The organism is Nonomuraea sp. NPDC047897 (assembly GCF_043204415.1).
Lineage (GTDB): Bacteria > Actinomycetota > Actinomycetes > Streptosporangiales > Streptosporangiaceae > Nonomuraea.
Genome location: NZ_JBIDCC010000002.1, coordinates 596,845 through 617,496, shown reverse-complemented (window position 1 = coordinate 617,496; position 20,652 = coordinate 596,845). Strand labels below are relative to the sequence as shown.

Sequence of the window (20,652 nt, the reverse complement as noted above, 5' to 3'; positions counted from 1 at the left end):
TCCGGGACGGAATCACCGCACTACCCCCGGCGCCACCGGTGGGTCTCGCGGTGTCCGGGCCGCTCCTCGCTTCGTGGTCACCATTCGGCCATGGAGCCGTCCTCGTGGCGCCATACCGGGTTGCGCCACGCGTGCGGGTGACGGTCGGCCCTCCGTACGGCCTGCTCGTCGACCTCGACGCCGAGGCCCGGTGCGGACGTGCGGTGGGCGTGGCCCGCGGCGAAGGTGAACGGGGCAGGGTCGATCACGTAGTCGAGGAACTCGGTGTCGCCGTTGTAGTGGATGCCGATGCTCTGCTCCTGGATGAGGAAGTTGGGCGTGGCGAAGCCGACCTGCAGGCTGGCGGCCAGGGCGATGGGACCGAGTGGGCAGTGCGGGGCGAGCTGCACGTCGAACGTCTCGGCCAGCGAGGCGATCCGCCGCACCTCGGAGATGCCGCCGGCGTGTGAGAGGTCGGGCTGCGCCACGGCCAGGCCGGAGGTGAGGGCGGGCAGGAAGTCGCCGCGGGAGTAGAGACGTTCGCCGAGCGCGATCGGCACCTCCGTCGCGGCGGTGAGGTCGGGGAGCCGGTGCAGAAAGCCGGGTGCCAGCGGCTCCTCGACGAACATGGGGTGCAGCTCCGCCACCGCCGCCACGATCCGCCGGGCGTCGGCGACGCCGGCCCGGCCGTGCAGGTCGATCGCGAAGTCTCGGCCTGGCCCGAGGACGGACCGGGCGACCTCGGCCCGGGCGACCACGGCCGCCAGGTCGGAGCTGGTGAGCGAGCGGGGCAGCAGTCCTGAGCCGTTCATCTTGACCGCGGTGAACCCGGCCTCGACCTGCTTGCCGATCTCTTCGCGCAGCTCGCCCGGGTCGTCGCCGCCGACCCAGGCGTAGACCCGGATCCGGTCGCGTACGGGGCCGCCGAGCAGTTCGTGCACCGGGGCCCCGTAGTGCTTTCCCGCGATGTCCCACAGGGCTTGGTCCAGTCCGGCGACCGCACTCGACAGGACGGGGCCGCCCCGGTAGAACCCGCCCTTGGTGAGCACCTGCCAGTGGTCCTCGATGCGGAGGGCGTCCTGGCCGATGAGGTATTCGGCCAACACCTCGACGGCCGTGCGGACGACCTCGGCCCGCCCTTCGACGACGGGCTCGCCCCACCCGACCACCCCGTCGTCCGTCTCCACGCGGCAGAACAGCCACCGCGGTGGGACCAGGAACGTCTCGATCCTGGCGATCTTCACAGCAGGCCCGCCACGTCACGCCAGGCCTTCTCCAGCAGCTCCCGCATGGCCGACTCGGCGGCCCCGGCGTCGCCCCGGGCGATGGCCTCCAGGACCGCGAGATGGCTGGGCACCGGGTCGTCGCTGCCGCTGGAGGCATGGACGAGCCTGTCGCGTCCGGCGAGCCCCGCCCCCATGACGACGTCCATGCGGACGAGCAGCTCGTTGCCCCCCGCCGCCAGCAGCGCGCGGTGGAAGTCGAGGTCGGCCGCGACCGGGTCGCTGCCCTCCCTCATCCGGTCGAGTGCGCGGCGCAGGTCGTCGAGCTGCCGCGGGGTGCGGCGCCGGGCGGCCAGCCGGGCGACGGACGGCTCCACGATGGACCTCAGTTCGTGCAGGTCGTGCAGGAAACCGGGGTCGGGGTGGCCGGCGAACTTCCACCTGATGACGTCGCCGTCGAGGAGGTTCCAGTCGGCGCGGGGGCGTACGTGGGTGCCGAGCTTCGGCCGGGCCTCGATGAGGCCCTTGGCGGTCAGCACCTTCATCGCCTCGCGGAGGGCGGTGGAGCTGACGCCGAGCCGTTCCTGCAGGGCGACGACGTCGAGGGCGTCGCCCTCCTCGTACTCACCACCGAAGATCATCGCGGCGATCGCCTCGACCGTCTGCCCGTGCAGGCCGCGTCCGCTGTAGGCCGCCATCACGCCGAGTCCTTCACGACACTCCAGCCGCCGTCGACCACCAGGCAGGCGCCCGTGATGTACGACGCCTCGGGGGAGGCGAGGAACGCGATGGCCGAGGCCACCTCGTCGGGGGTGCCGAACCGGTCGAGCACGGTCGCCCGGACGCTGTCCGCGCGGCCCTCTTCGTCGACCCGGTCCCAGGCCGGCGTCATGATCGGACCAGGGATGACGCAGTTGACGCGTACGGCGGGACCGTACTCGACGGCGAGCTGCCGGGTGAGGGCGGTCAGCCCGCCCTTGGCCGCCGCATAGGCGGGGTGGCCGGGCAGGCCCACGAGGGCGTGGACCGACGAGGTGACCACCATGGCGCCGCCGGTGACGGCCAGCGCGGGCAGCAGCTTGCGGGCGGCCAGGAAGGTGGCGGTGAGGTTGACCCCGAGCTGCCGGTTCCACGACTCGACCGTCGTCTCGTGGGCGGGCGCCACCTGCGCGAGGGCGGCGTTGCTCACGATCACGTCGATGGGTCCCCAGGCGGCCACCCGGTCCCAGGTCTCCTCGGCCGAGACGTCGCCCTGGAGGTGGTCGATGCGCGCCGCGACCCCTCCGGGGGACGGCACGGGTGCATCGCCCTGGAGGTGGCCGACGCGCGCCACCGCCCCTCCGGCGGATGGCTCCGCTACGTCGCCCGCCCGCCCCGAGGACGGATCGGGTGGGGCGGTGGTGCGGCTGTCGGCGGCGGGTGACGGCGGGGCGAGGTCGACGACCAGGACGGTGGCGCCCTCGGCGGCCAGGCGGCGGGCCGTGGCCGCGCCGATGCCCGACGCGCCGCCCGTCACGACGGCGCGCATGCCGGTGAAGCGGCCGCTCACGCGCCCTCCACGGGGTCGTGGCGGAGCGGCAGGACCGCGACGTCGAGCGGTGCGAGGTCGGCGCCGGCCGCGTGGACGGGGTGGTCGTTGTGGTTGAGCAGGAACAGGTGGGAGCCGCGGCGGACGGCCTCCACCCCGGCGGGCAGGCCCGCGGCGACGGGGGCGACGCCCGCCAGCCGGAGGGTGTCGGCGACGAGGTCGCGCATGGCCCGCTCGTCGGGCCGGGTGCCGAGGTAGGTGGCGGTGCCGGCGCCGAACGCGTGCCGGGTCACGGCGGGCAGGCCCGCCAGCGGCCCGCCGGTGTAGGCGGCGAGCACCTCGGCGCCCTCGGGCACGATGTGGTCGGCCCACAGGTCGGCGTCGCCGCCGGAGCTGAGCCCGGCCCGCTCGCCGTCGCTGAGCGGCCAGAACTCCTCCACCCGCAGCCCGAGCAGCTCGCGGAAGGCGCCCGGGTAGCCGCCGAGCCTGATCCGGTCGCACTCGTCGGCGATGCCGCTGAAGAACGACATGAGCAGGTGGCCGCCGCCCGCGACGTAGCGCCGCAGGCCGTCGGCGGCCGCGTCGGTGCACAGGTAGAGGTTGGGGACGACGACCAGCTTGTACGCCGACAGGTCGGCCTCGGGCGGGACCACGTCGACGGTGACGTTGGCGTGCCACAGCGGCGCGTAGTGGGCGCGCACCCGCTCGGGGATCTTCAGCTCGCCCGGCCGGGCGTCCAGTTCGAGGGCCCACCAGTTGGCGTAGTCGTGGACGATGGCCACCTCGGCGGGCACCCGGCCGCCGGCCACGCCGGACAGGGTGGCCAGTTCGGCGCCGAGCGCGGCGGCCTCGCGGAAGATCCGGTTGTCGGAGCCGCCGTGGGAGACGACGGCGGAGTGGAACTTCTCCGCCCCGCCGGCCGAGGCCCGCCACTGGAAGTACATGACCGCGTCGGCGCCGCGCGCCACCGCCTGGTGGCTCCACAGCCGGTTGAGGCCGGACCGCTTGGGACGGTTGGGCGGGCGGTAGCTGATGGCGCTGGTGGCGGTCTCCATCATCATGTAGGGCCGGCCGCCGCCGAGGGAACGCATCTGGTCGTGGAAGAAGGCGGCGTCGATGTGGGCCGCGGGGTCCTTCGGCTCGGGGTAGATGTCGAGTGCCACGATGTCGAAGTCGCCGGCCCAGGAGGCGTAGTCGGCGACCGGCTCCCACATGCCCATGATGTTGGTGGTGATGGGCACGTCGGGGGTGAGCTCCTGGAGCGCGGCGCGTTCGGCGCGGTAGCAGGCCAGCAGCGCGTCGGAGCTGAAGCGGCGCCAGTCGAGCTCCTGGGCGGGGTTGCGCAGGGTGGGCGCGGTGCGTGGCGGCAGCACGTCGGCCCAGTCGGTGACGCGCTGGCTCCAGAACGTGGTGGACCAGGCGGCGTTGAGGGCGTCGAGGTCGCCGTAGCGGTCGCGCAGCCAGTCGCGGAAGTCGTCCGCGGAGATGTCGCAGTAGCACTCCTGGACATGGCAGCCGTACTCGTTGCCGACGTGCCACAGTTTGAGCGCCGGGTGGGCGCCGTAGCGCTTGGCCATCTGGACGGCCAGGCTCACGGCCGCCTCGCGGTAGACGGGCGAGCTGGGGCAGTAGTGCTGGCGGGAGCCGGGTGACAGGCGCACGCCGTCGCGGTTGACCGGGAGCGTCTCGGGGTGGCGGCGGGACAGCCACGACGGCGGGGAGGCGGTGCCGGTGGCCAGGGAGACGTCGATGCCGGCTTCGCCGAGCAGGTCCATGACCTCGTCGAGCCAGCCGAAGTCGTGCCGGCCCGGCTCCGGCTCGACGGTGGCCCAGGAGAAGATGCCCAGCGTGACGATGGTGACCCCGGCCTCGCGCATGAGGCGGATGTCGTCGCGCCAGACTTCGGGCGACCACTGTTCGGGGTTGTAGTCGGCGCCGAAGCCGAGCCGGCTGCTCAGGACGTTCATCCTTTGACGCTCCCTGCGGTGAGCCCCGCTCGCCAGAAACGCTGGAGCGAGGCCATGGTGAGGACGAGGAGGAGTGCGGACACCGCCGCGCCCGTGACCGTCAGCTCGAAGAAGGCCGGGTCACGGAACGTCTGGGAGTTCCACAGCGCCAGGCCGAGCGTGACGGGGTAGAGCTGTTGGTCCGACAGCATGACCAGGGGCAGGAAGTAATTGTTCCAGATGCCGATGAACTGGAACAGGAAGATCGTCACCAGTGCCGGGCTCATGATTTTCAGGGCGATGGCGAAGAAGATGCGGTACTCGCCCGCCCCGTCGAGCCGGGCCGACTCGAGCAGCGCGTCGGGGATGGCGGCGTGGGCCTGGATGCGGGCGAGGTAGACGCCGAACGGGCTGACCATGCTGGGCAGCAGCACCGACCAGAAGGTGCCGGTCATGCCCACCTCGCTGAAGATCAGGTAGGTGGGCAGGGCGAGCACCGTGGACGGCACGAGCACCCCGGCGAGCACGAGGTTGAACAGCGCCTCCCGGCCGCGGAAGGGGTACTTCGCCATCGCGTAGCCCGCGCCCGCCGACAGCAGGGTGGCCACCAGCGCGCCGAGCCCGGCGTACAGGAAGCTGTTGAGTATCCAGCGGCCGAACAGGCCGTCACCGGTGCCGAACAGGCGGTCGAGGTTGGCGCCGAGCTGCGGGTCGGGCGACCAGAGGCCGAACGTGCCGAACAGGTCGGAGGTGCTCTTGGTGGCGGCGATGAGCACCCAGACGACCGGCAGCAGGAAGTAGCCGGCGGCCGCGAACAGCAGCGCGAGCACCACCACCGTGGCCGGACGGATGCGGTTCACCACGCCCTGTTCCCCTTCCGGTTGACCAGCCGCAGGAAGCCGAACGAGATCACGAACGCCATGATCGCGATGAGCGTTGCCTCGGCCGAGGCGAGATGGATGTTGGCCTGACCGAAGGCCTGGTTGTAGGCCGCGAGGTTGGGCGTGTAGTCGCTGTTGATGGCCGTGGTGAGCGGTTTGAGGATGAGCGGCTCGACGAACAGTTGCAGCGTGCCGATGAGGGTGAAGACCGTGATGAGGATGAGCGGCGCCCGCACCAGCGGGATCTTGACGTGCCAGGCGATGCGTGTCTCGCTCGCCCCGTCGACCCGGGCGGCCTCGTACAGCTCCTGCGGGATGGCCTGCAGCCCGGCGATGAGGACCAGCATGTTGTAGCCGGCGAACTGCCAGGTGGAGATGTTGGCGATGGCCAGCAGGATCGTGTCGGGGCCGAGGAAGTCGTGCGGCAGCCCGGCCGCGGCGAGCACGTCGATGAGGGGGCTGGTCTGCGGCACGTAGAGGAAGCCCCACAGCAGCGAGGCGATCACGCCGGGCACGCCGTACGGCAGGAAGAACGAGACGCGGAAGAACGCCCGGAAGCGGGCCCGCGCCGAGTCGAGCAGCAGCGCCAGCGCCAGGGCGCAGACCACCATGGTCGGCACCTCGATGAGGCTGAACAGCAGCACCCGGCCGATGCTCGTCAGGAAGGCGGCGTCGGTCAGCGCGGTGACGTAGTTGTCGAGGCCGGCGAACTCCAGCACCGGCTCGGTCAGGCCGAGGCCGCTGCTGGTGAGCCGGAAGAAGCTCTGGTGGATCGCGTAGCCGATCGGCGCGAGGAAGAACAGCGCGAAGGCCACGAAGAACGGCGCGACGAAGACGGCCACGTGCGCGCGGGGCCGGCGGGGGCGCCGCGGGGCGGCGCCCGCCCTGGCCGGTGTCGTCGGGGTCCGCTGCAGCACCCCCGCCATCGTCAGCCTCCCGTCACGACGTTGAGGCCCTTGGCCTTGAGCTGCTCGACCATGGCCTGCTGGGTCTTGGCGAAGGCGTCGGCGAGCGTGCCCTGGCCCTGGACGGCGGCCTTGGCGTTGTCGGTCAGCGTGGCGTAGAGGGCGTCGCTCACCGGCGGCCAGCGCCAGTCCATGGTCACGGCCGCGTCTGACTCCTTGAAGACGTCCCAGATGTTCTGGCCACCGTAGAAGGGGAAGACGGTGTCGTCCTTCTGCAGGTTGGGGATCTGGCTGGTGTCCTTGATGGACGGCCAGCCGTAGCCCGCCGACAGCAGTGTGTTGACGCTTCGCGGGTCGCTGTTGAGCCAGACGGCGAACTCGGTGGCCGCCGCGGGGTGCTCGGTGCCCTTGAGTATCGCCGAGGCCGAGCCGCCGCCCCAGCTCGCCGAGGTGAACGTCGCGGCGCCGGGCCACTGCGGCATCGGCGCGACCGCCCACTTGCCGGAGGTGTCGGGGGCGTTGCCGCGGATGATCGCATCACCCCAGGAGCCGCCGATCCAGCCTGCGATGCTGCCGGTCTGCAGGTCCTTGTACCAGGCGTTGGACATGTCCGCCTCGGTCTTGAGCAGCTTGTCGTCCAGCAACTTCTGCCAGAAGCCGGCCATCCTGCGGGTGTCGGGGTTGTCGATCGTCACCTTCCAGGCGTCGCCCTCGGTGCCGAACCACTGCTGGCCGGCCTGCTGGGCCAGCGAGATCATCCACGGCGCCTGGTTGGCGGCGAAGGTGGAGATGTAGGCGTCCTTGTCCTTCTTGCGGATGGTGGCGGCGGCCGCGGCGAAGTCGTCCCACGTCTTGGGCGCCTCGATGCCCCACTTGTCGAACAGGTCCTTGCGGTAGTAGAAACCCATCGGGCCGCTGGCCTGCGGGATCGAGTAGACCTTGCCGCCGAAGACGCCGGTCTGCCACTGCCAGTCGACGAACGTGGCCGCGTCGTCGCGGGCGTGCTCGGTCACGTCCTCCAGGGCGCCGTTGACGAGGAACGAGGGCAGCGAGTCGTAGCCGACCTGGGCCACGTCGGGCGCGTTGCCGGCCTTGACCGCGGCGAGCATCTTGGCGTAGCCGCCGTCGGGGCCGGGGGTGATGGTCTCCAGCTTGACCTTGATGCCGGGGTGGGCGGCGTTGAACTGGTCGACGGCCTTCTGGATGTCGGGCACCCACGACCAGAACGTGAGCTCGACCGGCTGGGCCGGGTCACCGCCCGCCGCGGGGCCGGACTGGCCGCCGCCTCCGCCGCACGCCGCGGCGAGGCCGATCGCGGCGGCCGCGGCCACCGCCCTGGCCACCCGGGGAAGCTTGGATCCCATGCTGACTCCCTTCCGACGGAACGCACGACCTCGCGTTCCGGCTGGTGAGAGACATTATTGGTATTTTATTAATATTGCAATGCCGTTACCCGAGCGTTGCGGGGCGGGGGCTCCAGGCGCGCGACACGCCCGATTGGGCCTCCTGGCGATCCAAGATCGCGCTTACGCTGACGGCAGCCCCGTTCCCCTCCACGGACGTCCCCGAGGAGCAGCCCATGACCGCGCTCGACCGACGATCCTTCCTCGGCGGCACCCTGGCGACCGGCCTGGCGAGCAGCCTGGCGACCGGCCTGGCCGTGCAGACGCTGGGCGCCCACGCCGCCTGGGCCGACGCCGGCCGCAGGCCGTCCCGCCCGGGAGAGGCGGGCTACGGCGCGCTGCGCCGCGTCGCGTCGCGCAACACCGGTGAAGAGCTGCTGGCCCTGCCGGCCGGCTTCTCCTACACCGTGCTCGGGCGCACGGGCACGCCCATGTCCGACGGGGTGCCGACACCCATCGCGCACGACGGCATGGCCGCCTTCCCCGGCACCCGTCGCCACACCGTCCGGCTCGTACGCAACCACGAGGTGCGCACGGCCCCCGGCTCGCCGACCGGCCGGGTGCACGTGCCCGGCTCGACCCGCTACGACGAGCTGGGCGTCGGCGGCACCACCACGCTGGAGGTGGACCTGCGCAGCGGCGAGGTGGTGCGGCACTTCGTCAGCCTCAACGGCACGATCGTCAACTGCGCCGGCGGCATGATGCTGCACCGGCGCGGCTGGCTGACCTGCGAGGAGACCACGGCCGGGCCGGCGCAGGGCTGGCGGCGCAAGCACGGCTACGTCTTCGCGGTGCCGCTGCGCGGCCCCGAGCCGGGCAGGCCGGCCGCGTCGATGCCGCTCACCGCGATGGGCCGCTTCTCGCACGAGGCCGTCGCCGTCGATCCGCGCACGGGTTACGTGTACGAGACGGAGGACGACGCGGGCCGGCCCGACGGCTTCTACCGGTTCCGGCCGCGCGATCCGCACGACCTGTCCGCCGGCGGCGTGCTGGAGATGCTCAAGGTCAGGGGTGTCGACGGCTACGACTGCCGCGAGGGCCAGACGATGGGCGCGCGGCTGCCGGTGGAGTGGGTGCGGATCGACGACCCCGACCCCGATCTGGAGGGCGGCGCCCCGACCTGCGCCCGGCAGGGCCTGGCGAAGGGCGCGGCGACGTTCAACCGCCTGGAGGGCTGCTGGTACGGCGACGGCGGCGTGTTCTTCAACTCCACCAGCGGCGGCGACGCCAAGAACGGCGACGCGCCCGGCGCCGACGGCTACCGGGAGGGCTACGGGCAGGTCTGGCGCTACGTTCCCGGCCGCCGCGACGGCGGCACCCTGGTGCTGGTGTACGAGTCGCCGGGGCGCAAGGAGCTCGACTCGCCCGACAACCTGACGTTCACGCCGCGCGGCGGCATCGTGCTGTGCGAGGACGACGCCGGCTCCGCCGACGCGGATCCGCACCCGCTGGCCCCGGGGCTGGTCAACGTCAACCGCCTGATCGGGCTCGACCCGCGGCGGGGCGAGCCGTTCGAGTTCGCGGTGAACGTCGCCGACGACAGCGAGTTCGCGGGGGCGTGTTTCAGCCCGGACGGCTCCACCCTGTTCGTCAACCAGCTCGGCTCGACGGCCGCCCTCGACCCGCCCGGGCGGACGTACGCCATCCGCGGGCCGTGGCAGCGGGGACCGCTGTAAGCCTCGCGGTAAAGATTTACCTTCGCGAAAGCCCAGGTGGAGGGCGGGAAAGCAACACTTAAACCAGACAAAACGCCCAAATCAGTCAAACAGCCATCAATTTTCCGGCAGGCTGGGGCGCATGCATGACCGGAAAGCTCCTCTGCTGCTCGGCGCCGGCGCCCTGGCGCTGATCACGGGCCTCGCGGCGCCCGCACATGCCCGGACCGCCACGCCGCAGGTCCCCTCCGTGGCGGCCCCCGCCGTCCTGCCCGCCGATTCCGCCGCGTCCCGGGCCGTCATCGATCCTCCCAGGGTGTACGGGAAGGCCGCCATCCTGGTGGACGCCGAGACCGGCGCCGTCCGCTTCCGCGAGGCCGAGAACCGGCGCATGCCGATCGCCAGCCTCACCAAGACCATGACCGCCTACCTCGTGCTCAAGTCCGCCAAGCCGGGCGACCTGGTCGAGGTCAGGCCCGAGGACGTGCGCTACGCCCGCGCGGGCGGCGGCACCACCGCCTACCTGCGCGCCGGCGACCGGCTCCCGGTCAAGGACATGCTGTACGCGCTGATGCTGCCGTCCGGCGCCGACGCCGCCCACGCGCTGGCCCGGACCTACGGCCCCGGGGTGAGCGGGTTCGTGGCCAAGATGAACGCCACGGCCAGGCAGCTCGGCATGAACGACACCTCCTACGTCAACGCCGACGGCCTGCCGATGCCGGGCAGCGACGGCTACTCGACCGCCAGGGACCAGGCGGTGCTCGGCGTCCAGGCACTGCGCGACCCGCTGCTTCGCCAGGTGACGAGCACCCGCCGCCACACGGCCGCCCGGACGGCCACGCACCGCTCCTACACCTGGTCGAACACCAACAAGCTGCTCGGCAGCCCCGGCGCGGTCGGCCTGAAGACCGGGTTCACCCGCGCGGCCGGGTTCAGCCTGGCGTTCGCGGGCGAGCGCGCCGGCCGGCTGCTGGTGGGCGTGCTGCTCGGCGAGTCGGTCTCCAGCCGCCGCTTCGACACGGCCCGCGCACTCCTCGACTGGGGCGGCCGCGTAGGGGTCTGAGCCCGCCCGGGACGCGACCGGCCGGTCGATCATGGGTAGCATGCGGGCCAGGAACGGAGCCTGACATGCGAGTGATCATCTTCGGCGCCACCGGCATGGTCGGGCAGGGCGTGCTGCGCGAGTGCCTGCTCGACGAGCGTGTCGAGCGGGTGCTCACGGTCGGCCGGACACCCGTCGGCCGGTCACATCCCAAGCTGCGCGAGATCGTGCACGCCGACCTGCTCGACCTGGCCCCGCTGGAGGCCGAGCTGGCCGGCTACGACGCCTGTTTCTTCTGCCTCGGCGTCTCCTCGGCCGGCATGGGCGAGCAGGACTACCGGCGGATCACCTACGACGTCACGCTGGCGGCGGGCGCCACGCTGGCCCGGCTGAGCCCCGGCTCCACGTTCGTGTACGTCTCGGGGGCGGGCACCGACGCGCGCGGCCGGGCGATGTGGGCCAGGGTCAAGGGCGCCACCGAGAACGCGCTGCTGGCGCTGCCGCTGGAGGCGTACATGTTCCGGCCCGGCTACATCCAGCCGCTGCACGGGATCACCTCGCGGACCAGGTGGTACCGGCTGGCGTACGTGGTGACGGTGCCGCTCTACCCCGTGCTGCGGCGGCTGTTCCCGTCGGCGGTGACCACGACCGAGCGGATCGGGCAGGCCATGATCGCGATCGCGGAGCACGGGGCGCCCGAGCGGGTGCTCGGGCCGGCCGCCATCAACGCCGCCGCGGGCGGACCCACACACCCCCGATAAGGCCCCGCGCGGCCAGCTGCGCGGTGAAGCTGCGGTGAAGCTGTGGAATAAAGGAGACGCGATCAACGCTGGAGTGGCTGTTCAACTTTCAATAGTCAGGGATGGTGACCAAAGATGCAGTTCGGAATCTTCAGCGTCGGGGACGTGACCACCGACCCCACCACGGGCCGGACCCCCAGCGAGGGCGAGCGCATCAAGGCCATGGTGACGATCGCGCTCAAGGCCGAAGAGGTCGGGCTCGACGTGTTCGCGACCGGCGAGCACCACAACCCGCCGTTCGTCCCCTCCTCCCCCACCACCATGCTCGGCTACATCGCCGCCCGGACCGAGCGGCTCATCCTGTCGACGGCCACCACGCTGATCACGACCAACGACCCGGTCAAGATCGCCGAGGACTACGCCATGCTCCAGCACCTGGCCGACGGCCGGGTGGACCTCATCCTGGGCCGGGGCAACACCGGGCCCGTCTACCCGTGGTTCGGGCAGGACATCCGGCAGGGCATCCCGCTCGCCGTCGAGAACTACGCGCTGCTGCACAAGCTGTGGCGCGAGGACGTCGTCGACTGGGAGGGCCGCTTCCGCACGCCGCTGCAGGGCTTCACCGCCACGCCGCGCCCGCTGGACGGGGTGCCGCCGTTCGTCTGGCACGGCTCCATCCGCAGCCCGGAGATCGCCGAGCAGGCCGCCTACTACGGTGACGGGTTCTTCGCCAACAACATCTTCTGGCCGAAGGAGCACTTCATCCGGCTCATCACCCTCTACCGGCAGCGGTACGCCCACTACGGGCACGGCACGCCCGAGCAGGCGATCGTGGGCCTGGGCGGTCAGGTGTTCATGCGCAGGAACTCCCAGGACGCCGTCCGCGAGTTCCGCCCGTACTTCGACAACGCGCCCGTCTACGGCCACGGCCCCTCGCTGGAGGACTTCATGACCGAGACGCCGCTCACCGTCGGCAGCCCGCAGCAGGTGATCGACCGGACGCTGACCTTCCGCGAGCACTTCGGCGACTACCAGCGCCAGCTGTTCCTCATGGACCACGCCGGGCTGCCGCTGAAGACGGTGCTGGAGCAGCTCGACATCCTGGGCGAGGAGGTCGTCCCCGTGCTGCGCCGGGAGTTCGCCAAGGACCGCCCCGCCGCAGTGCCTGACGGCCCCACCCACGCCGCCCGTACGGCGGAGCCCTCCGCAGCCTGAGACCCGCAGCCTGAGATCCGCAGCCTGAGATCCGCAGCCTGAGACCGAAGAGGAGATCATCCATGAAGCTCGTCGCCGTGTCGGCGGGGCTCGGCCGGCCGTCCTCCACCCGACTGCTCGCCGACCGTCTCGTCCAGGCCGCGCGCGCCCGCCTGGAGGAGACCCAGCCCGTCGAGGTGCGGGTGATCGAGCTGCGCGACCTCGCCACCGACATCGCGCACGCCCTGGTGACCGGGTTCCCGAACGCCCGGCTGCGGGAGGCGGTCGACGCGGTCACCGGCGCCGACGGCCTCATCGCGGTCACCCCGGTGTTCACCGCCTCCTACAGCGGCCTGTTCAAGTCGTTCGTGGACGTCCTCGAACCCGACGCGTTGACCGGCACTCCCGTGCTGGTCGCGGCGACCGGCGGCACGGCCCGGCACTCCCTGGTGCTGGAGCACGCGATGCGCCCGCTGTTCGCCTACCTGCGGGCCGTGGTGGTTCCGACGGCCGTGTACGCGGCGTCGGAGGACTGGGGCGGCGGCGACACCTCCACCGAGGGCCTCGCCGGGCGGATCGAGCGGGCGGGCGGCGAGCTGGCCGGCCTCATGACGGGCCAGGCCGCCGCCCGGCGCCGGCCGGCCGGCCCCGCCGACGAGGTAGCGGCGGTCATGCCGTTCGAGGAGCAGCTGGCCGCTCTCCGGCCGTGAATATGGCTTCATCCGCATTCGCCCCACGGCGGGCGTTCGAGAGGCGTACCGTTCGTTAGGAAAGCTTCCTAACGAACGGAGCACCCATGTCGCAGGCGGCCGTCGCCTTCCTCGCCCTCACCCTGTCGCTGACGGGCCAGGCGCCCACGGACCTCACCGACCCACACAAGAAGGACATCGCCCAACGGCTGGTGTCCAGCGCGGAGAACTCCACGCTCGACTGGAAGGCGCAGTACGGCTACATCGAGGACATCAAGGACGGCCGCGGGTACACGGCCGGCATCATCGGGTTCTGCTCCGGCACGGGCGACATGCTCGCCCTCGTGGAGCTGTACACCGCACGCAGACCGGGCAACGTGCTGGCCGCCTACCTGCCGGCCCTGCGCGAGGTCAACGGCACGGCCTCCCACAAGGGCCTGGACCCGCACTTCACCCGCGACTGGAAGCAGGCCGCGAAGGACCCCGCCTTCCGGCAGGCGCAGAACGACGAGCGCGACCGCGTCCTGTTCGACCCCGCGGTCAGGCAGGCCAAGAAGGACGGGCTGCGGGCCCTCGGCCAGTTCGCCTACTACGACGCCCTGGTCATGCACGGTCCCGGCGGCGACCGGCTGAGCTTCGGCGGCATCCGGAAGTCGGCCCTCGCCAAGGCCAAGCCCCCGGCGCGCGGCGGGAACGAGACCACGTACCTCGACGCGTTCCTCGACGCCCGCAAGGCGGCCATGAAGGCCGAGCAGGCGCACGAGGACACCAGCCGCGTGGACACCGCGCAGCGGGTCTTTCTCAGGAAGGGCAACCTCGACCTCGACCCGCCGCTGACCTGGAAGGTCTACGGCGACAGCTACACCATCAAGAAATGACGCGACGTCCGGTCCCGGGCCCGTTCCGAGCGGCCGTGCGCGACAACTCCGTGCACCGTGGCCACGCTTTCGGCGCGGCGGAACACACCCCGGAAAAGGCGCACCCCGGAAAAGGCGCATCCCGGAAAAGGCGCGTCCCGACGAAAGCGCATACGGCGCCCCGCTCGCCGGCCCGGAACACCGTATTGCTTTTCTTCGGGAAGACGTTCAGTCCACCCGGTAGGTGACGTAGTAGCAGGAGCTCTCGACGTCCGACTTGGCGAGCTTCGCGATTTGCCCGACGCCCCGCTCGTCCTCGCGAATGGTGATGGAGCCCAGCAGGTCGTCGCTGGAGACGCCGTCGTGGTCCCAGAGCGAGATGTTCTGCGAATGCGACACCGGCACCGACAGGCCCGGCGCCCTCGACTGGTCGGCCTGCATGTCGACGGTGGAGTGACCCGGAGGCCAGACGGACTGGTCCAGGTCACCGCTGGTATCCATGGTGATGTACAGGTTGTCGGGGTCGGAGCGGGCGCTGTCCATGGCCGCGACCACGCCGGGGAACCGTCTGACGAAGCTGCTCAGCGGCTCCGAGCCGAGCTGGCTCTCCGTGACGACGGAGGCGAGGTCGCCGAGCGCCTGGTTGGCGCCGGCGTCGGTGCCCGTGGCGTGCCGGACACAGTAGATCTCCTGAATTGTCGCGGTAGCGGTCATCGAAATCTCCCCGAATTCCGTGGCGCATGAAAGGCACGCGCAGGCGAGAGCGGCGGGCTGCTTCCGAAGCCGGCGCCACCGTGTTCACGACCATTCCGCCGGCCGTGAACATCCGAAAAGTGCTTCCCTTGTCCACGCTCCGGTATTTTCTCCGCAGCGCGAAAGGCCTGCACCTGAAACGAGGACGTCGTATGGCGGAAGAATGACCCCGGCATGACGGCCGCCCCGCCTTCCTCCGGGGTCACCGATCCCGGCTTGAGGAAGGCTCGACGGTGACGGACACCCGGACGTGGGCCGGCACGCTCAGCTCGACCACGGCCCGCAGCCAGTGCAGGTCCACCTCCGCCCCGGCGGGGACCCGGACGGCCGCCTCTGCCGGGCCCGTCCCCGGCAGCGGGCCGCCCGGCGACGAGGACCAGGCGCAGCCGCCGCTGTCGACCACCTCGGCCGTGACACCCGCCACGACGCGCAGCAGCGCGGCCACCGCCTCCAGGGCGCCGCGGCCCTGGTGCAGCCGGAAGGCGCCGGCCACCAGGGCGCGCCGCTCCTTCTCGCTCATCCGCTCGCCGAGACCGACGGCGAGCCAGCCGGCCAGCCAGGGCAGCATGTCCTCGGGCGTCAGACGAGGGTCGAGGTAGGCGTCCAGGCAGTCCAGCGTCGTGAGGACCGGTGCGAGGGTCGCGTCAAGGGCCTCGGTCAGCCGCCGTACGAACTCGTCCCCCGCGAGCAGGTCGGGCAGCGCCTCGCTGATGGGATGGGAGGAGGTCAGACCGGGGATCGCGAGCCGCACTCTTCAGTCCTCCACCCTGATCTGGTGATCGTAGGAGAACGGCAGCGCGTCCGGCTCCAGGAGGACCTGCTGAGCGGGGGCGCCCCGGTGCCCGGTGACCGGGTCGGCCTCGAACAGCAGCACCTTGTCGACGAGGTCGACGCCCGGCAGCCGCTGGAGCAGGGCGTGCACCTCTCCCGACTGCACGGCACGGCCGAACGGCCAGCCCGTGCCGTCCTGGCCTCCGGTGACGGGGTGGATGTAGGCGTACAGGGCGGCCAGCGCCTGGGCGCGCAGCGTCTCCGGCACGGTGTCCCGTCGAGGCCGCAGGACCGCGACGACGGTCACCCCCTGGTAGTAGGGCGGCTGCACGAGGACCCGGGCCCCGATGCAACGCCGTTCGTCGAGATACGCGCTGATGCGCGCCAGCATCTCGTCGGGCGGGGTCAGCCGCTCGAAGCTCATCGTGGCGCCCTCCACATGCGGCACGACCAGCACCCGCACCGCGTCGCCGGCCGTTCCCCCTTCCCGGGCGACGGGCACGCAGCGGATGCGGGCCGCCTGGGGAGCCGCCTCCCTGGCGAGCAGTTCGTAGTCCTCGGCGGTCACGGCCCGATCCCTGGTACGCAGGAACAGCGGGGCGCGGGCGATCGCGTTGGCCACCGGTTCGGGATCGACCCCGCCGGCCGCCGGCCGCCGGTTGGTGACCGAGCCGACGAACGGCACGGGGTCGCGTTGCACGCACAGCACCCCACGGGCGACGTTGCCCCGGCGCCCGCCGCCCGTGCGGTAGCGCGGCACCTTGACCAGCGCGCCCCGTTCCGGCACCGCACCGTAGTGGCGCAGCGAACCGTCCCGCAGGCGTACGGCGGGCCCGAAGACGATCTCGCCCGTGGCCCGGTCCACGGTGATGTGGCGGTCATCGGGACGGGAGTCGGCGAACGAGGGCACCTCGGTCCACTGCTGCCCGTCCACGTCGACCACGAGCCTGTCGGCCGAGGCCACGATCGGCGGCCGGCGCACGGCGATCCGCTGGCCGGGCACGCCTTCCGCCGTGCCCAGCACCTCGCCGTCCACGAAATCGGTGTGGGAGGCACCCACCGTGCCGCCGATGGTGCACGCCCGGGCGGAGACGATGCGCGGTGTCGCCGTGTACGAGGGCCGTCCCGCCCGGGGAGCGGTCAACCGGCACCGGATCCAGCCGGCCCGTTGCTCGGCGTGGACGGACATCGCGTGATCGTCCGGGACGAGGACCACCACGTCGCCGTCCGCGGTGAAGCCGCCGGTGGTGTCCCGGTCGACCTCGCAGCCGTGCCAGCCCTCGCCGTTCCAGTACTGCCACTCGACCGGCGGATGCCGCGGATCCGCGCCGGCCCCGGCCTCGCAGGCGAGCCTGAACAGCACGACACAGCCCGGCACGGCGGCCGACAGCCCGAAGTAGACGGCGTCACCGGGCCGGGGCACGGCCGAGAAGCAGTCGACGCCCTCGCACTCGTCGAGCTCGCCGGTCCTGTCGGCGGCCGGCGAGCGGCCGGTGCCGGTGGCCACCTTCCGCAGCTCGCACGGCACCATCGTCAGGTCCTCCTCCGTGGTGAAGACCACGGGTTCGGACTCGTGCTCCGCTCTGCCCGCCACCTGCGTCCCGGCCGGGACGGTGACGGGGTGGTCGCGGGCGGCCGACAGGCGGAAGGTGAGCTCGCAGCGCGCTGCGGTCGGCGGGAACAGCCGCACGCCGATGAGGTCGAGGAAGCGGATGTGGTGCAGGTCGGTCACCCGGTTCACCCGGTAGATCAACTGGTCGACCATGTACGCGAACGCCTCGATGAGTGTGATGCCGGGATCGGAGACGTTGTGGTCGGTCCATTCGGGGCACCGCTGCTGCACCAGGCGCCGGGCCTCGTCGACAAGGTCCTGGAAGCGGCGGTCGTCGAGATTGGGAGCGGGCAGCGCCATCACGATCCTCCGTGCGCCGGAATGACATAGAAGGGGAAGACGAGATTGCGGGGGTCGTTGCCGCCACGCGGCACGAAGGTGATGTCGATGAGGAGCACACCCTCGTGCATCCGGCCGAATCCCACCCGGACGTCGATCAGGTCGATGCGGGGCTCCCAGCGCTCCAGCGCCGCGCGCACGCTCTGGGTGAGCGCACCGGCGGTGGCGGCGTCCGCGGGGGCGAAGACGAGGTCGTGGATCGCGCAGCCGAACTCCGGCCGCATCGGGCGCTCGCCGGGGGCCGTGCCGAGGATCAGCCGGATGCTCTGCCCGATCTCGTGCTCGCCGCGCGCGAGAGCGATGGAGCCGGTCGGGTCCACCCGCACAGGGAAGGCCCAGCCGGAGCCGACGAAGTCCATGGCCGTCCTCATCCTCCGATCACCACGGTCGGGCAGCCAACGATGATCATGGCGCCGCAACCGGCGCGGTCGCCGACCCTCGCCGCCGGCAGCCCGCCGACGAGGACGCTCGTGCTGCCGGGCCCGGCCAGCGGGGTGGGCGGGTGCGGAGTCACGGGCGAGGGGAAGGAGCAGGCGTGCATGGTGGTGAGGGTCGCCGCGGGCATCCCGCCGATGAGGACGGTCGGGACCCCGGGCCCGCTGACGACTCCGGGGTGATCGGTGAGGTCGCCCACCCTCGCCGCGGGCGGCATCAGTTGATCCTCACCTGGGTGCCGCGGACGACCACGTCGGCCTGGCCGGTGACGGCCACCCTGGCCCCGTCGAGTTCGAGCGGGCCCGCCCCCGCGTCCACCTTGACGCCCGCGGCGCTCTTCAGCGTCAGGCGGCCGGCGCTCTTCAGGGTGAGGGGTCCGGAACCGGCGTCCACGACGACGCCGGCCGCACCGCTGATCGCGATCGTGCCCGCCTTGTCGTCGAGCCGGACGGTGAGCCGCCCGTCGCCGGTGGCGATCAGGACGCCGCCGGCTCCGGTGGCGGCGTCGAGAAGTTCGAGCCGGTGACCGTTCCGGGACACGAGCGCGCGGGCGTTCGCCTGGCCGCTGAGGTCGTCGATGAGCGGGACGGCGAGGCTCGGCGGGGCGTCCTGCCCGTTGAAGAGCCCGCCGAGCACGTACGGGTGGTCGAAGTCACCGTTCTCGAACCCGACGAGCACCTCGTCACCGACCTCGGGCGGCATCAGCGCGCCCCGGCCGGCGCCCGCGCCGGGTTGCGCGACGCGGGCCCACCCGCTGGTGAAGTCGGCGCTCAGCCAGGGCATGCTGAGCCGTACGCGCCCCTTGCCGTCAGGGTCCCTGACGTCGCTCACCACCGCGGGCACCAGCCCGGCGCCCGCGGGCGGCTGCGGGCCGTTACCGAGCGCGTAGAGGGAGCGGTCCTGCCGGGCCGAGACGGTGATCGCCGTCGTGTAGCCGCCGGTGGCGGAGAACTCGTGACGAGCGCTTGAGAGCGTGTAGGTCCCCGCGAACGGCTCTCCCACCTCCGCGAGTGTCACCACCGCACCCGCCCGCAGCAGCGGATCGCCCCTGACCAGCCCCTCCAGCTCGGCGGCCGCTCCCCCGAGGTCGGCGGCCAGCGTCCGGGCCGCCGCGTCGGCGTCGGCCTGGGTCCGGTGCCGGCTGTCGCCCGACAGGAACGCGGGCGCGGTGAAGCATTCTCCCAGCGCGACGGGGTCGGCGCCGGGGACCGCCGACTCGACGGCCCCCGGCGTGGCGGTGGCGGTGATCGGCTGCTTGCCGTCGGCGTCCCAGCCGCGCACCTCAAGAGCGGGCGTCTGGGCCTGCGCGGTGACGGTCGCGCGCAGGGCGAGCAGAGCGTCGCCGAGCGCCAGAGCGCGGCCGGGCTCCGGTGTTCCGGGAGCTTCGGGCAGGCGGAACGACAGCGTGCCGTCGGTGACGCTCACGTGTGCCCCCGTACGGCGGGCCAGCCGTGACAGGAAGTCCCAGTCGCTGACCCCGTCCTGGTTGATCTGGGCGCCGGGCCGGCCCCTCGGTCCGGGTGGCGGGTCGATCCGTCCCACCCGCAGTCCGGCCCGTACGGCCACCTTGCGCACGATGTCCGCCACCGACATATCCGGATATGTCACTACCCGTCGCCCGCGAAGCAGGCGGTGGGCCTCGTCGAGGCCCCGTACCTCGGTGAAGGTTCCGTCGAGGTCGGCGTCCAGGCCGACCGAGATCACCTCGCCGCACATCAGCGGCTCGGGGCCACCCGGCGCGGAGGTCATGACGCTGAGCCGCACCTTCGCGCCGATGCCGAGCCGGCCGTGCTCCAGCACCACGTTGTGGTCGTCGCGAAAACGCAGCAGGAACATGTCCAGCAGGTTCGCGTTGCTCTCGACCCAGCCCGAGGCGAGCAGCGCCGCGACGTCCGGCGGCAGCGGGGAACCCGCCACTTCCACCAGCAGGCCGCTGGTGAACAGTTCAGCGGGCATCGGCCAACTCCTCCCGCGCCGGGACGATCAGCCGCGTGCCGTGCCGCAGCCGCATGGGGTCGTCGATGCCGTTCACGCGCGCCAGGGCGCGCCAGAGGTTCGGGTCCCCGTACGCGCGATAGGCGACGGCGGCCAGGCTGTCGCCCGCCACGACGACGTGCACGTCGTGCGTGCCGACCCCGCCGGAGGTGGGGTTCTGCCGGGGCGGGACGCCGGCGATCTCCTCCAACGTCACCGAGCAGAGCGCCCTGACGGGCAGCCCGCCCGGCGTGAACAGCGTGAACGTCGCGGTGACGTCACGGACGAAGGCGGTGAACCCGCTCAGCACGCCCCAGCGCAGCACCACCCAGGGCGGGCACGGCTTGGCGTTGGCGAGCGTGCCGTCCGTCGGCACCACGCAGGTGAACAGCTTCTCCACGGCCTTGACGACCTTGTCGTCCATGGTGTCGGTGGCATCGAAGAACATCTCCAGCGTCAACCGGCACGGGTCGGGGCCCTGGAACTCCGGGACTCCGCTTCGGCGGGTGTTGCGCTGCGGGCTGCGCCGCCACTGGGCGCTCTTGGTGAAGCGCAGCTCCCTGGGATTGAAGTGGAACTCGATCGTGTCGAACGCGGCGCCCGGCCTGGCGGTGCAGCCGCCGTTCGGCGGGTTCAGCAGCTCCAGGTGGGCGCGCGTGAGACTGGGCGGCGGCCCCTGGGAACCGGACGCGGCCGAGGCGGCGAAAGCGATGGGCGCCGACACCG

Annotated in this window: 20 protein-coding genes; 6 read left to right on the top strand and 14 right to left on the bottom strand. The window is 72.1% G+C overall.

The annotated features are described in order from the left end of the window. Positions 1-77 precede the first annotated feature (77 nt). Genes dgoD through ACGF0J_RS06235 form a run of 7 tightly spaced genes read right to left on the bottom strand, consistent with a single transcriptional unit; the run spans position 78 to position 7,826 of the window. On the bottom strand, positions 78-1,223 hold the full coding sequence (gene dgoD, locus ACGF0J_RS06265) for a galactonate dehydratase (protein WP_393142476.1): 1,146 nt from the start codon (positions 1,221-1,223) through the stop codon (positions 78-80). Then, positions 1,220-1,900, bottom strand: a complete 681-nt coding sequence (locus tag ACGF0J_RS06260) for a FadR/GntR family transcriptional regulator (RefSeq protein WP_393142721.1) — start codon at positions 1,898-1,900, stop codon at positions 1,220-1,222. The genes dgoD and ACGF0J_RS06260 overlap by 4 nt, the downstream gene beginning before the upstream one ends. Further along, positions 1,900-2,751: an SDR family NAD(P)-dependent oxidoreductase gene (locus ACGF0J_RS06255; RefSeq protein WP_393142473.1), complete on the bottom strand. Its 852-nt coding sequence runs from the start codon at positions 2,749-2,751 to the stop codon at positions 1,900-1,902. Before ACGF0J_RS06255 ends, ACGF0J_RS06260 begins: the two co-directional genes overlap by 1 nt. Beyond that, the gene (locus ACGF0J_RS06250) at positions 2,748-4,697 is read right to left on the bottom strand and encodes a beta-galactosidase (protein WP_393142471.1); all 1,950 of its coding nucleotides are present in this window, start codon (positions 4,695-4,697) and stop codon (positions 2,748-2,750) included. Before ACGF0J_RS06250 ends, ACGF0J_RS06255 begins: the two co-directional genes overlap by 4 nt. Then, entirely contained in the window at positions 4,694-5,539 is an 846-nt protein-coding gene (locus ACGF0J_RS06245; protein WP_393142468.1) for a carbohydrate ABC transporter permease, read from the bottom strand. Before ACGF0J_RS06245 ends, ACGF0J_RS06250 begins: the two co-directional genes overlap by 4 nt. Continuing rightward, positions 5,533-6,483 (bottom strand): carbohydrate ABC transporter permease, encoded by a 951-nt coding sequence (locus ACGF0J_RS06240; protein ID WP_393142466.1) that lies wholly within the window; start codon positions 6,481-6,483, stop codon positions 5,533-5,535. Before ACGF0J_RS06240 ends, ACGF0J_RS06245 begins: the two co-directional genes overlap by 7 nt. Before the next feature lie 2 nt (positions 6,484-6,485). Continuing rightward, positions 6,486-7,826 (bottom strand): ABC transporter substrate-binding protein, encoded by a 1,341-nt coding sequence (locus ACGF0J_RS06235; RefSeq protein ID WP_393142464.1) that lies wholly within the window; start codon positions 7,824-7,826, stop codon positions 6,486-6,488. Positions 7,827-8,041: 215 nt separating this feature from the next. Here ACGF0J_RS06235 and ACGF0J_RS06230 point away from each other — a divergent pair, with 215 nt between their 5' ends. The 6 genes from ACGF0J_RS06230 (at position 8,042) to ACGF0J_RS06205 (ending at position 14,063) form a co-directional block, all read left to right on the top strand. Beyond that, positions 8,042-9,541 carry an alkaline phosphatase PhoX gene (locus tag ACGF0J_RS06230; protein WP_393142462.1) on the top strand — a complete coding sequence of 500 codons (1,500 nt, stop codon included), beginning with the start codon at positions 8,042-8,044 and terminating at the stop codon, positions 9,539-9,541. A gap of 121 nt (positions 9,542-9,662) precedes the next feature. After that, on the top strand, positions 9,663-10,583 hold the full coding sequence (locus ACGF0J_RS06225; RefSeq protein ID WP_393142460.1) for a D-alanyl-D-alanine carboxypeptidase family protein: 921 nt from the start codon (positions 9,663-9,665) through the stop codon (positions 10,581-10,583). A gap of 65 nt (positions 10,584-10,648) precedes the next feature. Continuing rightward, positions 10,649-11,323: an NAD-dependent epimerase/dehydratase family protein gene (locus tag ACGF0J_RS06220; protein WP_393142458.1), complete on the top strand. Its 675-nt coding sequence runs from the start codon at positions 10,649-10,651 to the stop codon at positions 11,321-11,323. Positions 11,324-11,437: 114 nt separating this feature from the next. Next, positions 11,438-12,517, top strand: coding sequence for an LLM class flavin-dependent oxidoreductase (locus ACGF0J_RS06215; RefSeq protein ID WP_393142456.1), 1,080 nt, complete (start codon positions 11,438-11,440; stop codon positions 12,515-12,517). Positions 12,518-12,579: 62 nt separating this feature from the next. After that, positions 12,580-13,206, top strand: coding sequence for an FMN reductase (locus tag ACGF0J_RS06210; protein ID WP_393142454.1), 627 nt, complete (start codon positions 12,580-12,582; stop codon positions 13,204-13,206). Between the two features lie 86 nt (positions 13,207-13,292). After that, positions 13,293-14,063, top strand: coding sequence for a chitosanase (locus ACGF0J_RS06205; protein WP_393142452.1), 771 nt, complete (start codon positions 13,293-13,295; stop codon positions 14,061-14,063). 207 nt (positions 14,064-14,270) lie between these two features. Here the strand turns inward: ACGF0J_RS06205 and ACGF0J_RS06200 are convergent, their stop codons facing one another. The 7 genes from ACGF0J_RS06200 to ACGF0J_RS06170 form a co-directional block, all read right to left on the bottom strand. Further along, a complete protein-coding gene (locus ACGF0J_RS06200) occupies positions 14,271-14,756 on the bottom strand; it encodes a hypothetical protein (protein ID WP_393142450.1) in 486 nt (161 codons plus the stop codon). Positions 14,757-14,997: 241 nt separating this feature from the next. Next, entirely contained in the window at positions 14,998-15,546 is a 549-nt protein-coding gene (locus ACGF0J_RS06195) for a phage tail protein (RefSeq protein ID WP_393142448.1), read from the bottom strand. Between the two features lie 3 nt (positions 15,547-15,549). After that, positions 15,550-17,478, bottom strand: coding sequence for a putative baseplate assembly protein (locus tag ACGF0J_RS06190; RefSeq protein ID WP_393142446.1), 1,929 nt, complete (start codon positions 17,476-17,478; stop codon positions 15,550-15,552). Next, positions 17,478-17,888 (bottom strand): GPW/gp25 family protein, encoded by a 411-nt coding sequence (locus ACGF0J_RS06185; RefSeq protein WP_393142444.1) that lies wholly within the window; start codon positions 17,886-17,888, stop codon positions 17,478-17,480. The genes ACGF0J_RS06190 and ACGF0J_RS06185 overlap by 1 nt, the downstream gene beginning before the upstream one ends. After that, positions 17,885-18,169, bottom strand: coding sequence for a PAAR domain-containing protein (locus ACGF0J_RS06180; protein WP_393142442.1), 285 nt, complete (start codon positions 18,167-18,169; stop codon positions 17,885-17,887). Before ACGF0J_RS06180 ends, ACGF0J_RS06185 begins: the two co-directional genes overlap by 4 nt. Continuing rightward, complete coding sequence (locus tag ACGF0J_RS06175; protein WP_393142440.1) at positions 18,169-19,908, bottom strand: VgrG-related protein; 1,740 nt, start codon at positions 19,906-19,908, stop codon at positions 18,169-18,171. The genes ACGF0J_RS06180 and ACGF0J_RS06175 overlap by 1 nt, the downstream gene beginning before the upstream one ends. Continuing rightward, on the bottom strand, positions 19,898-20,650 hold the full coding sequence (locus ACGF0J_RS06170) for a LysM peptidoglycan-binding domain-containing protein (RefSeq protein ID WP_393142437.1): 753 nt from the start codon (positions 20,648-20,650) through the stop codon (positions 19,898-19,900). Before ACGF0J_RS06170 ends, ACGF0J_RS06175 begins: the two co-directional genes overlap by 11 nt. Between the last annotated feature and the right edge of the window lie 2 nt (positions 20,651-20,652).

Bases quoted from the DNA above. Each gene is read 5' to 3' on its own strand.
- ACGF0J_RS06260 (WP_393142721.1), bottom strand. From the start codon at position 1,900: ATGGCGGCCTACAGCGGACGCGGCCTGCACGGGCAGACGGTCGAGGCG.
- ACGF0J_RS06250 (WP_393142471.1), bottom strand. From the start codon at position 4,697: ATGAACGTCCTGAGCAGCCGGCTCGGCTTCGGCGCCGACTACAACCCC.
- ACGF0J_RS06240 (WP_393142466.1), bottom strand. From the start codon at position 6,483: ATGGCGGGGGTGCTGCAGCGGACCCCGACGACACCGGCCAGGGCGGGC.
- ACGF0J_RS06235 (WP_393142464.1), bottom strand. From the start codon at position 7,826: ATGGGATCCAAGCTTCCCCGGGTGGCCAGGGCGGTGGCCGCGGCCGCC.
- ACGF0J_RS06230 (WP_393142462.1), top strand. From the start codon at position 8,042: ATGACCGCGCTCGACCGACGATCCTTCCTCGGCGGCACCCTGGCGACC.
- ACGF0J_RS06225 (WP_393142460.1), top strand. From the start codon at position 9,663: ATGCATGACCGGAAAGCTCCTCTGCTGCTCGGCGCCGGCGCCCTGGCG.
- ACGF0J_RS06220 (WP_393142458.1), top strand. From the start codon at position 10,649: ATGCGAGTGATCATCTTCGGCGCCACCGGCATGGTCGGGCAGGGCGTG.
- ACGF0J_RS06215 (WP_393142456.1), top strand. From the start codon at position 11,438: ATGCAGTTCGGAATCTTCAGCGTCGGGGACGTGACCACCGACCCCACC.
- ACGF0J_RS06210 (WP_393142454.1), top strand. From the start codon at position 12,580: ATGAAGCTCGTCGCCGTGTCGGCGGGGCTCGGCCGGCCGTCCTCCACC.
- ACGF0J_RS06205 (WP_393142452.1), top strand. From the start codon at position 13,293: ATGTCGCAGGCGGCCGTCGCCTTCCTCGCCCTCACCCTGTCGCTGACG.
- ACGF0J_RS06200 (WP_393142450.1), bottom strand. From the start codon at position 14,756: ATGACCGCTACCGCGACAATTCAGGAGATCTACTGTGTCCGGCACGCC.
- ACGF0J_RS06190 (WP_393142446.1), bottom strand. From the start codon at position 17,478: ATGGCGCTGCCCGCTCCCAATCTCGACGACCGCCGCTTCCAGGACCTT.
- ACGF0J_RS06185 (WP_393142444.1), bottom strand. From the start codon at position 17,888: ATGAGGACGGCCATGGACTTCGTCGGCTCCGGCTGGGCCTTCCCTGTG.
- ACGF0J_RS06180 (WP_393142442.1), bottom strand. From the start codon at position 18,169: ATGCCGCCCGCGGCGAGGGTGGGCGACCTCACCGATCACCCCGGAGTC.
- ACGF0J_RS06175 (WP_393142440.1), bottom strand. From the start codon at position 19,908: ATGCCCGCTGAACTGTTCACCAGCGGCCTGCTGGTGGAAGTGGCGGGT.